12 protein-coding genes, 1 tRNA gene and 1 rRNA gene are annotated in these 10,050 nt (G+C 40.0%); 9 read left to right on the forward strand and 5 right to left on the reverse strand.

The features are described 5' to 3' along the window. The first annotated feature begins 217 nt into the window (after window positions 1-217). Together rrf and AAEY80_RS13830 are read left to right on the forward strand one after the other, a co-directional pair. Window positions 218-331, forward strand: a 5S ribosomal RNA gene (rrf, locus tag AAEY80_RS13825). A gap of 261 nt (window positions 332-592) precedes the next feature. After that, a complete protein-coding gene (locus AAEY80_RS13830; RefSeq protein ID WP_025653068.1) occupies window positions 593-1,009 on the forward strand; it encodes a DUF4917 family protein in 417 nt (138 codons plus the stop codon). Here AAEY80_RS13830 and AAEY80_RS13835 read toward each other — a convergent pair. Together AAEY80_RS13835 and AAEY80_RS13840 are read right to left on the reverse strand one after the other, a co-directional pair. Continuing rightward, window positions 996-1,556, reverse strand: a complete 561-nt coding sequence (locus AAEY80_RS13835; protein ID WP_156915661.1) for an IS630 family transposase — start codon at window positions 1,554-1,556, stop codon at window positions 996-998. The genes AAEY80_RS13830 and AAEY80_RS13835 overlap by 14 nt on opposite strands. Continuing rightward, entirely contained in the window at window positions 1,495-1,836 is a 342-nt protein-coding gene (locus AAEY80_RS13840) for an IS630 transposase-related protein (RefSeq protein ID WP_037026110.1), read from the reverse strand. The genes AAEY80_RS13835 and AAEY80_RS13840 overlap by 62 nt, the downstream gene beginning before the upstream one ends. Window positions 1,837-1,988: 152 nt before the next feature. On the opposite strand from AAEY80_RS13840, the gene AAEY80_RS13845 reads away from it, so the two are divergent. Both AAEY80_RS13845 and AAEY80_RS13850 read left to right on the forward strand, forming a co-directional pair. Further along, on the forward strand, window positions 1,989-2,648 hold the full coding sequence (locus AAEY80_RS13845; protein WP_025653070.1) for a DUF4145 domain-containing protein: 660 nt from the start codon (window positions 1,989-1,991) through the stop codon (window positions 2,646-2,648). 43 nt (window positions 2,649-2,691) lie between these two features. After that, on the forward strand, window positions 2,692-3,147 hold the full coding sequence (locus AAEY80_RS13850; RefSeq protein WP_025653071.1) for a hypothetical protein: 456 nt from the start codon (window positions 2,692-2,694) through the stop codon (window positions 3,145-3,147). A gap of 27 nt (window positions 3,148-3,174) precedes the next feature. Here the strand turns inward: AAEY80_RS13850 and AAEY80_RS13855 are convergent, their stop codons facing one another. Further along, a complete protein-coding gene (locus AAEY80_RS13855) occupies window positions 3,175-3,453 on the reverse strand; it encodes a DUF1289 domain-containing protein (RefSeq protein WP_319802581.1) in 279 nt (92 codons plus the stop codon). 62 nt (window positions 3,454-3,515) lie between these two features. On the opposite strand from AAEY80_RS13855, the gene AAEY80_RS13860 reads away from it, so the two are divergent. From AAEY80_RS13860 to AAEY80_RS13870, 3 genes are all read left to right on the forward strand, one after another. Beyond that, window positions 3,516-3,926 (forward strand): OsmC family protein, encoded by a 411-nt coding sequence (locus AAEY80_RS13860; protein ID WP_025653072.1) that lies wholly within the window; start codon window positions 3,516-3,518, stop codon window positions 3,924-3,926. Between the two features lie 68 nt (window positions 3,927-3,994). Further along, a complete protein-coding gene (locus AAEY80_RS13865; protein WP_025653073.1) occupies window positions 3,995-4,459 on the forward strand; it encodes a flavodoxin family protein in 465 nt (154 codons plus the stop codon). Between the two features lie 33 nt (window positions 4,460-4,492). Further along, window positions 4,493-5,173 (forward strand): DUF938 domain-containing protein, encoded by a 681-nt coding sequence (locus tag AAEY80_RS13870; protein WP_025653075.1) that lies wholly within the window; start codon window positions 4,493-4,495, stop codon window positions 5,171-5,173. Between the two features lie 97 nt (window positions 5,174-5,270). Here the strand turns inward: AAEY80_RS13870 and AAEY80_RS13875 are convergent, their stop codons facing one another. Further along, on the reverse strand, window positions 5,271-6,065 hold the full coding sequence (locus AAEY80_RS13875; RefSeq protein WP_051395153.1) for a dienelactone hydrolase family protein: 795 nt from the start codon (window positions 6,063-6,065) through the stop codon (window positions 5,271-5,273). A gap of 439 nt (window positions 6,066-6,504) precedes the next feature. On the opposite strand from AAEY80_RS13875, the gene AAEY80_RS13880 reads away from it, so the two are divergent. Both AAEY80_RS13880 and AAEY80_RS13885 read left to right on the forward strand, forming a co-directional pair. Beyond that, complete coding sequence (locus tag AAEY80_RS13880) at window positions 6,505-8,592, forward strand: catalase (RefSeq protein ID WP_502945555.1); 2,088 nt, start codon at window positions 6,505-6,507, stop codon at window positions 8,590-8,592. Between the two features lie 374 nt (window positions 8,593-8,966). Next, window positions 8,967-9,734, forward strand: a complete 768-nt coding sequence (locus AAEY80_RS13885; protein ID WP_025653078.1) for an MBL fold metallo-hydrolase — start codon at window positions 8,967-8,969, stop codon at window positions 9,732-9,734. A gap of 240 nt (window positions 9,735-9,974) precedes the next feature. Here AAEY80_RS13885 and AAEY80_RS13890 read toward each other — a convergent pair. Continuing rightward, window positions 9,975-10,050 (reverse strand) — tRNA-Lys (locus tag AAEY80_RS13890).

Consider the following 10,050-nt stretch of genomic DNA (forward strand, 5'->3'; position numbering starts at 1 on the left):
TGTACTAATTGCTCGTTTGGCTTGACCATACAACACCCAAGTGGTTTGTATCAAAGCTCTAATTAATCTATCTTGTAAAGCGAAAGCTTTAGAATAAAAGAAAGAATATTTCGATATCACCTTTAACCTTGATTCAGTTAGGTTACAAGTTGGTCGACAACAAGCTAAAACTTGAAGTCAAACAATAAAAACAACAGACTCATATCTAACCCCCTTTGCTGACGACAATAGCGCGATGGCCCCACCTGATCCCTTCCCGAACTCAGAAGTGAAACATCGTAGCGCCAATGGTAGTGTGGTTCGCCCATGTGAGAGTAGGTCATCGTCAGCTCTCTATTCTAAAAAAGAGTCATCCTTAATTGGATGGCTCTTTTTTTTATCTTTTATTCCTAGTGACCTACACAGTAAATCCTATTTAAAGAATTTGCTCTTGTGCTGCCTAGCAAAGCAGTGCTTTGCCTTAACGGCGCTCAGGTCATCGTCAGCTCTCTATTCCTGATTATCCCCCAATCATTTATCTGGTTGGGGGATTTTTTATATTTTAATTATTAGTCAACAATTATAAGTTAATGTATCATGATACTTTCTCAGCATGGTGTTAATTAATGATAAGGGTAACAGCGATGGTTTGCTTGAAGCAATACTAAGAGCATGGCAATCTGAGCAGGTAGTTCCACTATTTGTTAGTGAAGGTACATCTAAGCAGAAAATAAATTCAATACGAAGTAGTAGCTATTTAAATACGGTTTATAGAGAGGTTCTCACTACTTTAGAGCCTTCTTTAGTTATATATGGATGGGGATTATGGGAACAAGATATCTATATTTTGGAGCGTATAGCCTTGTCCCAAGTTCGGAGTGTTGCAGTTTCAGTTTATGGGAATGATCAGGCCTATTGTAATAGAGTAAGTCATATTATACATCAAATATTAGGAACCCAAGTTCAAGTGAGTTTTTTCCTTAGTAATAGCTCAGGAGTTTGGAATAATGCTATAGTCAATCCAGAATAAAATTAGTACAACCCATATCATGAAACAGCTTAGGTAAATTATTCTCCATCCACCCTTGTCGTAGAAACTTAGCCTGTGCCCATTTTTTTTCAATAGGGTTTAAATCAGGGCTGTAAGGCGGTAGAAATAACAAGCGATGACCATGCCTGTTGAGTAATCTCTGAACGCGTTTATGAAAGCTGGCGTTATCTATGACGATTACGCATTTTATTTTAAGACTTGGTATTAGCGTGTTTTTGCACCAGTTGTAGAATATGTCGCCATTGATATTCTTTTCGAAGTAATCAAGTGCAAATAACGCTTTTTCATATAAGGCACCAATAACATTGGTGCGTTTTCTACCTTGCCAGTTATAGCTATCGATGCAAGGGGTACCAATAGGTGCATAGCCATGAGAGCGGATGGTCTCAGCCTCGAAGCCACTCTCATCCATGTATACAATTGCATAGCCTTGAGCGATGTAGTCGCCCAGTTTACTTAGATATTTAGCTCTGTTTAATGGGCAAGCTTTTGGATGCTCTAAGGTCTTTTTTTTGACTGATACCAAGACGTTTTAAAGCGGCCTCGATGCCCGACTTACTACAGCCAAAACGCTGTGCTCTCTCGTACATGTAATCGTCTGGATGCTGTTCAACATCTTTTAATAAAGCTTCGTTAGGTATTTTACTGGGTGGTTTATTGCGAGTGAGTTTAATACTAGGGTCTTTGAGCCAATTCTGTAGCGTGGCCTTACTAATGTCATAAAATGCACAAGCTTGTCTGATACTCATATCTTGTTGTTCGACACTTTTAATCACTTGAGCACGGAAGTCTGCTGAATAAGTCATAATCTTTTTACTTTTCATTTATTTTAAAACTACTGTACCACTTTTATAAAGGCTCTACTATAGTTAGCAAGCATAAGTAATAAAAGTGTTTTTCGCTAACATCTGTTATTCTTTCATTTAGCTTAGTGTTGTCTTAAAATGGAGTTCTGTACATGATTCAAAAATTATCTGAAAGATTTGATCAGTTATTTGAAGAAACGAAAGAAATTGAAGCAACACGTGGAACACAACATAATCAACTTGTCGGAAATGTTAATGTTGTAGATAATGAAAAAACCCTAACTTGGAAAGTAAAATCTAAAAATTTATTAGTTTCCACATGTGGCAAAGATTCACAACACTATGAAGAGTTTATAAAGGCGGAAAAGCTACGTAGTTACGAAACTCAGTGGGATGCATTTAAGAGAATGAAGTCTGTATTTATAGCAGCAATGGATGATTATAAAAATGGTTATCTAACCTCATTAAAAAATTTGATACAAGCAGATGTTTTTGATAGCGAACTTGAACAGGCTCAAGAATTGCTGTCTAGTGGATATAAGCTAGCAGCTGCGGTTATTGCTGGGGTTGTATTGGAAACTACACTTCGTGATATATGCTATCAAAACGCCTTAACTATAGGTAAATTAGATAAAATGAATTCAGATCTTGTTAAAGCGGGAGTTTATAATAAGCTCCAACAGAAAAGAATTACCGCTTTAGCAGATATAAGAAACAGCGCTGCACATGGCAAGCCTGAAGAATTTACCGATAGCGATGTGGCAATTATGATTAGTGATATTGAACAGTTTCTAATTGTTCATTTAGCTTAATTAATTCTTACTTCTCTAGCAAAGTTATTAAAGGTAAAAGAATATGTCTCGTTTTTTAGCAATCTTCGTTTCTATTGATTTTTTAAAAATATTCATACCAGCTATTATCGCTATAGCGACTGCCTTCTACTCTCACCAATCAGCAGTAAAACTCCAAATAAATGAGCAAAAATCAGAACAACGAATTGATCATCTAAAAAAATCTTTTAAATCTTTGTTGATGTACAGTAGTAATCCAAATAAAGAAGAAGCCGCTAAACATCTTAGAGATGCATCAATATCCATCCAGTTCATGGGTACAAAATGGCAAGTAGAACAAATGCAGCAGTTAATAGATTCAGAATTAGGAACAGGAGACTCTGATTTTTCTTTTGATCCTTTGATTGCATCTCTTCGAGATGAACTAAGAGAGAGTCTTGACCTTGAGGAACTGGAAGGAAAAGTGTATTGGGTTCATCCTATACATAATGAATTATCTAAAAATAAATCTCAGCAATAAAATGCTTTTCATCTTCTACAACTTATATCAAAACAACTCACCCATCTCAACGTCTTCTTCAAAATCAAATCCCAACTGCTCGTTTTTACGCAGCCGCATGAGCTCGATACGTAGTTTACGTCCTGCGATAAGCCTTAGTACCTCGCGTTGCTGCTCTGTCGTCATATGATGCCATCGTTGGCGCTCGGCTCGACTGCGCAGGCAACCAAAGCAATAGCCTTTTTTATTGATCGTGCAAGTACTGCTAATATCAAGCAGTTCAATCAGACTTAAATATGTTACTTTAAATGGTGCATTTAACTTTATAGTCGTAAAACGATATTATGTTGAAAATCAGTAGTCCGATAATAACTACCAAAGAGAACCCCATGACCACCTCAAAAGTAACCTACCAAGGCAATTTACGCACCCAAGCCATTCACCTACAGTCGAATAATCAAATAATTACCGATGCACCGACTGACAACCAAGGTAAGGGCGAGGCGTTTTCACCGACTGATTTATTGGCGACTAGCTTAGCCAGTTGCATGTTGACGATTATTGGTATCAAAGCTCGTGATATGGATATCGATATTGCAGGCACTATGGCTGAAGTGACCAAAGTAATGGCAGCTGACCCAAGACGTGTTAGCGAAGTACATATCGTAATTACTTTTAATCAACAGTTAGATGATAAAACGCAAAAAATATTCTATAACACCGCCTTAACTTGCCCAGTGGCTAATAGCTTGCACCCTGATATTATTCAAAAAGTGACTATTAATTCTAAGAGCTATTAATTCTAAGATTTGCTGATTCCAAGAACAACTAATTCCAAGAACTAGTGACCTCTATAAGGGTGATTGATATGGCTAGCAAAACCTTACTTATCGTTGCGCATGCACCATCGCCGAATACTAAAAAATTAGCACAAGCGGCCTACGATGGTGCGAACCATCCTGATATAGATATCAATGTCATTCTGAAATCACCACAAGACACGCAGCTTGAAGATGTACTCGCGGCGGACGCACTTCTTCTTGGAACGACAGAGAATTTAGCGTATATGGCTGGGCTCACCAAAGACTTCTTTGATCGTTGCTATTCTCCTGTGTTAGAGGAAAAGCAGGGTATGCCATTTGCGGTATATATACGGGCAGGGCATGATGGTACAGGCACCAAGCTTGCGCTCAAAACGATTACAACGGGGCTACGTTGGTCATGGATTCAAGAGGCGCTGATACTACAGGGCGATTGGCAAGACAGTTTTGCTGAGCAAGTAGAAGAGCTTGCTATGACATTGGCAGCTGGATTAGAAGCGGGTATTTACTAGTTTTTAATTCTGAATTGGGTTTAAAAGGCTGTTATGAATAATAAAAACTTAGGCAACACCGGTATCAATAATCAAAGTAAGCTACCGTTTTCGCAAGCTTGTGAGAACAATAAGCGACCCATTCTGTCTGTTTTGCAAAAAGAGTTAGTAGGATATTCGCAAGTATTAGAAGTAGGATCAGGAACGGGTCAGCACAGCGTGTACTTTGCACCAAACCTAACTCATCTCAATTGGCAAACTAGCGATATTGTCGCCAATCACGCTGCTATAAAAGCTTGGCATGATGCTCACCCTGCCTCTAATTTATATAAACCTTTGGCTTTTGACTTAACGACTGACACGCTACCTAGAAGCCTTAACAATGAGTCTTCTATAAGTGCTAACGACAAGCCTTATGATGCAGTATTTACGGCCAACACTTTACATATTATTTCGTGGTCTTTGGTCGAAAGACTTTTTGAGTCAGTGGGAGAGATGTTACCTGATAGTGGTAAATTTATAGTGTATGGCCCTTTCAATGACAATGGGCTTTATACGAGTAACAGCAATCGTCAGTTTGATAAAGCACTACGACAACGTGATGCTAATAGCGGTATACGCGATAAAGAAGATGTTGTAGCGTTGGCTGAAAAAAATTGGCTGACATTGGTTAAAGTGTATCCGATGCCAGCCAACAATCAGCTACTTGTTTTCAAAAAGATAGAGTCAGTTTAGTGCGTGTTGAACATTCACAAGAAAGCACTGCTGATAGCTAAAGTGGTGCAAAATAATACCATTCATAAAAATGTCATTTAACAACTTGAGTAGCAACTCATTTGTAAGTATTCTCTAAAAAGTTTAGATAACGATTCCAAGAGCGTTCATCTGCGCGAGCATCATATCTATCTTTATTATTGAAGTCCGTAAAAGCATGTACTGCACCACTATAAGTAATCATTTCATGCGGTACTTTAGCTGCTTCTAGCGTTTTGTTAAGCGCGGCAAAATCTTCGAACGGTACGGCTTCATCGGCTGAGCCATGAAACACCAATATCTCGCCTTTAGTATTGCTATAGCTTTGACCTGTTGGCGTCTCCAAGCCACCGTGAAAAGGGACAAAGGCTTTTTGCTCAAATCCTGAACGTGCCAGCTCTAGCGCGACACCACCACCGAAGCAATAACCCATCGTCACGCCTTCGCGGACATTATTACCTTGGGCTTGTCCAGTATTTAACGCCGCCGTCAGAATACGGCGCATCTTACTGCGATTCTTATAAAGCTCAGAAGTCAGACGCTTTTTGTCTGCTAACTCAGTCGGGCGAATACCCGTGCCAAACATATCAGCAGCTAGGACATTATAGCCCTCAGTCGCCAGCATATCAGCTCGTTTTTTTTCGTAATCAGTCAACCCATCCCAATCATGAATGAGCAAAATAAAAGGCGCATTGGCCTTATCGGCTTTGGCGTAATAGCCTTCATAATTTTGATTGTCTACCGTATAAGTGATATTTTTAGTCGTAATAGCTGCTGCTGTTTGACTAACGGTCAGTGCCATTAAGCCCAATGACGTGGTAAAGAGCAGAGATTGGCACAAACGCTTAGCGGGGTGAATGACGTTCGATAACATAAGTAGTCCTTTATTTATGAATGATCAGGGTAAATGCTTGGCTGAGCTCTCTTTTTATTCATAAGATGTGGCTCGCAAGCAAGCTATAGTTTGATGAAGCATATTTTAGCAAGGCATACTTTAGAGAGTACCTTATAGAACCTGCTCATGACAAGCATGGCTATCAATAATAAAATGCACCTCATTTTTACTGTCAATTCCCAGTATTATTAACCAAATATCAACAAGCTTAACTATTTATATGACGTGTAACTTTGAATTTTTCGCTAAGATAAGTCGCAAGCCTATAATTTCTTTATCTTTTTAACAATCAGCATCGCTAAAACACAGACAATTAAACGACAGTTGAAGTCATTATTATCTCTAGGGATATTAGAACTGTGTAGGTGCTTTCTTTGGTCTCATTAGAGTCCATTTCACTTATAAGCTAGGATATTTTATGAAAAAGAATATTGATCATAACGACCCCGCCAAAGATATGAACCCTGCGCGTGGTAATGGTGGCGAGACTCATCAGCGTGCTAGTGACGATGGCAAGGTGTTAACCACGCAACAAGGCGTTGCAATTTCAGACAACCAAAACTCGTTAAAAGCCGGCGCACGTGGTCCGGCCTTGTTAGAAGATTTCGTCTTACGCGAAAAAATCAATCACTTCGACCATGAACGCATTCCAGAGCGTATCGTCCATGCTCGTGGTAGTGCGGCGCATGGTTATTTTGAGCTAACAGAGTCATTAGAAGAATATACCACCGCTAAAATTCTGACTGAAACAGGTAAGCAGACACCTTTATTTACGCGTTTTTCTACGGTTGCCGGTAATAAAGGCTCCAAGGATACGCCACGTGATGTCCGAGGGTTTTCTGTAAAAATTTATACTGAAGAGGGTAATTGGGATATTGTCGGTAACAATATGCCGATTTTCTTTATTCAGGATGCCATTAAATTTCCAGATTTGATTCATGCAGTAAAACCAGAACCTGATCGTGGTTTCCCGCAGGCGGCATCTGCCCATGATACGTTCTGGGATTTTGTCTCGTTAAGTCCTGAGACCATGCATAATGTTATGTGGTTGATGAGTGATCGTGCGTTACCACGTAGCTTTAGTATGATGGAAGGCTTTGGTATTCACTCTTTCCGTTTTCTTAATAAAGAAGGGAAGAGTACCTTTGTACGCTTTCATTGGAAGCCAGTATTAGGCGTACAGTCTTTAATTTGGGATGAAGCAGTAAAAATCTCAGGCGCAGATCCTGATTATAATCGCCGTGATATGTATGAAGCTATCGAAAATGGTATGTTCTTTGAGTGGGAGTTTGGCGTTCAGTTATTTACCGAAGAAGAAGCTAATGAATTCCCGTTTGACCATTTAGACGCTACTAAGCTGATTCCAGAAGAATTAGTACCAGTTAAGATAGTCGGTAAAATGGTCTTGAATCGCAATCCAGACAACTTCTTCGCTGAAACAGAACAAGTGGCATTCTGCCCATCACACGTAGTACCGGGTATTGATTATAGTAATGATCCGTTGTTACAAGGTCGTCTGTTTAGTTATTTGGATACCCAGCTATCTCGTTTAGGCTCGCCAAACTTTGCACAGATTCCTATCAACGCACCAAAGTGTCCGTTTGCTAACAATCAGCAGGATGGTCATATGCAAATGCGGGTACCTAAGACTAGAGTATTGTATGAGCCACAAAGCTTGGATCAAAGCCGTCCTCGCGAAAGTGTTAAGCACGGTTTTGAGTCATTCCATGAGCAGTTGGATGATGGTGTTAAAGGCCGTATCCGTGCTGAGAGCTTTGCAGATCATTATAGCCAGCCACGTATGTTCTATCGTAGTCAGACAGCTACTGAGCAAGCGCATATTGCAACGGCTTATGCGTTCGAGCTAGGTAAAGTAGACACCGCACACGTTCGTACTCGTATGCTAAGTCACTTGCCGCATATCGATGAAGACTTGGCCAATCGAGTTGCGAAAGCCTTGGGAATGGAATTGCCTGAACCTGCTGATGCCGCAGCCCCAGTAGTAGATATGGCGACTTCAAAACCTCTACAAACTATCGGTCGAACGCCTAAAACTTTGAATGGTCGCTTAGTCGGTATTCTAGTAGCTAAAGGGTCAAAGCATAGCGAAATTCAGAAGTTTGAAGAAGCGGTCAATAAAGAGGGCGGCATGGTAAAAATCGTTGCTCCTAACAAAGAAGTAGAGTTGGATGACGGCACACGTATCCAAGCCGACGAGCGTTTGGCTGGTGGCCCTTCAGTATTGTTTGATGCGGTAGTCAGTATCATTATGCCGGATCAAGCCAAAAAGCTTGCAGAAGATAGCTCAGCATTAGATTGGTTCACCGATGCTTACGTGCATTGTAAGGCCATTGCTTATTGCGGGGCGACGGATGAGTTTATATTAAGTAAACTGCCCATCGAAAAAGATGCCTTTGTCACGCCATTGGCTGATTTGGACGCCTTTATTGATAATGCAAAATCTCGTCTGTGGGAGCGTGAACCAAAGGTACGTGACCTTGCTTAATTAAACCTGTTTTACTATATAAAGAATCCAGCCTAAGTGCTGGATTTTTTTGCTTTTATAACCCTATAATTATTATTCGCTTAGAAAGATAGCCACAAGCGTTCACTGAATGTCACTGACTATTAGAGAACGAAGGTTATAATAAAGAAAATTATATTCATTAAGGTCTGTTGAACATTCAAATATTAGAACTGCTGATCGCTAAAATTGCACCAAACCTTTTATTAAATCAGGCGTAAACCGACAATAATGTTGAGATCTTAGCTAGGTTTATAACGACGTTTTGGGTGGTTTTAGCCACTGCCAGTGCACATTTGAATGTTCAACAGACCCTAATAAAAGTAGTCTGATACGATCAGGCTTAGGGTTAGATAATGAGTTTATGTGAGATTGTACGTCTTGATGGTTATATACAAAGCACCTATTTAGCAGTATATCCCGATAAATTGATGTTGCTAGATGGCTGTTGCCGTGCTGACGTCTCTATGGTTCTTAGTTACATTCAAAAAACGCTGCAACGTCCTATAACAGACTTGAAGGTCGTTGTCGTGACGCATATGCATCCAGATCATGCAGGAGGTGCTAGTGCGCTCAGAAAAGCGACAGGCTGCCTTATTGTTTCCGCAGATAAACCGAAGCCGTGGTATGCAGGTATTAGTGGAAAAGCTATGTATTTAACGGATATTGCGCTGGCTCATTATGTTGCTCGTCGTACACAACGTCCTTATGCAAACCTATGGTACCCAACACATCTGCGCCCTGATATTACCGTTAAGGAGGGTGATTGTATTCCTAGCTTTGAGGAGTGGCAGGTACTGGAAACACCGGGTCATACCGATCGGGATTTGTCTTTGTTTCACCTTTCAACTAGGCAAGTATATACGGCTGACTTAATTATAAAGCTACGCCATAAGTTTGTCGCTCCTTTTCCAGTTCATTATCCAAAAGCTTATGTTCAATCTCTTCAAAAAATAAAAGACTTACGTCCTTCTAACGTTATGATGGCGCATGGCTGCGAGCTGCCTATTGACGCGGCAACTTTTGACATGCTTATCGCACAAGCTCCCAAAAAGCCTCGTACTATAACCGACACCATTAAGCATAAATTAAAAGGTGGAAAAACAAAGGTCAAGGATTACTAAAGTAGAATAGCTTCTATAGGTAGTCCTCTATAAATCAGATACGATGTCAGGCTCGCTTAGTCTACTATTTGCAGTACTCTCATTCGCTTTCCCTATATCCAAATTATATCGATATAGTCAGTGAAAGTAATATCGTCGCGTTTTTAGGATATTTCAGTTATATACACTATTCTTTATTAAAACCAAATTTAAGACAAAAAAAGCCCAGCCATTATAAATAATGGCTGGGCTTTTAGAATATGGTGGGCCGACCGCGACTCGAACGCGGGACCAATTGATTAAAAGTCAACTGCTCTACCAACTGAGCTATCGGCCC

The organism is Psychrobacter sp. 78a-MNA-CIBAN-0178 (assembly GCF_040309625.1).
GTDB lineage: Bacteria > Pseudomonadota > Gammaproteobacteria > Pseudomonadales > Moraxellaceae > Psychrobacter > Psychrobacter okhotskensis.

What these genes read in the sequence shown, in the direction of transcription:
- AAEY80_RS13880 (WP_502945555.1), top strand. Translation starts at nt 6,505, where the DNA reads ATGAAAAAGAATATTGATCATAACGACCCCGCCAAAGATATGAACCCT.
- AAEY80_RS13845 (WP_025653070.1), top strand. Translation starts at nt 1,989, where the DNA reads ATGATTCAAAAATTATCTGAAAGATTTGATCAGTTATTTGAAGAAACG.
- AAEY80_RS13875 (WP_051395153.1), bottom strand. Translation starts at nt 6,065, where the DNA reads ATGTTATCGAACGTCATTCACCCCGCTAAGCGTTTGTGCCAATCTCTG.
- AAEY80_RS13830 (WP_025653068.1), top strand. Translation starts at nt 593, where the DNA reads ATGGTGTTAATTAATGATAAGGGTAACAGCGATGGTTTGCTTGAAGCA.
- AAEY80_RS13885 (WP_025653078.1), top strand. Translation starts at nt 8,967, where the DNA reads ATGAGTTTATGTGAGATTGTACGTCTTGATGGTTATATACAAAGCACC.
- AAEY80_RS13850 (WP_025653071.1), top strand. Translation starts at nt 2,692, where the DNA reads ATGTCTCGTTTTTTAGCAATCTTCGTTTCTATTGATTTTTTAAAAATA.
- AAEY80_RS13840 (WP_037026110.1), bottom strand. Translation starts at nt 1,836, where the DNA reads ATGACTTATTCAGCAGACTTCCGTGCTCAAGTGATTAAAAGTGTCGAA.
- AAEY80_RS13870 (WP_025653075.1), top strand. Translation starts at nt 4,493, where the DNA reads ATGAATAATAAAAACTTAGGCAACACCGGTATCAATAATCAAAGTAAG.
- AAEY80_RS13865 (WP_025653073.1), top strand. Translation starts at nt 3,995, where the DNA reads ATGGCTAGCAAAACCTTACTTATCGTTGCGCATGCACCATCGCCGAAT.
- AAEY80_RS13860 (WP_025653072.1), top strand. Translation starts at nt 3,516, where the DNA reads ATGACCACCTCAAAAGTAACCTACCAAGGCAATTTACGCACCCAAGCC.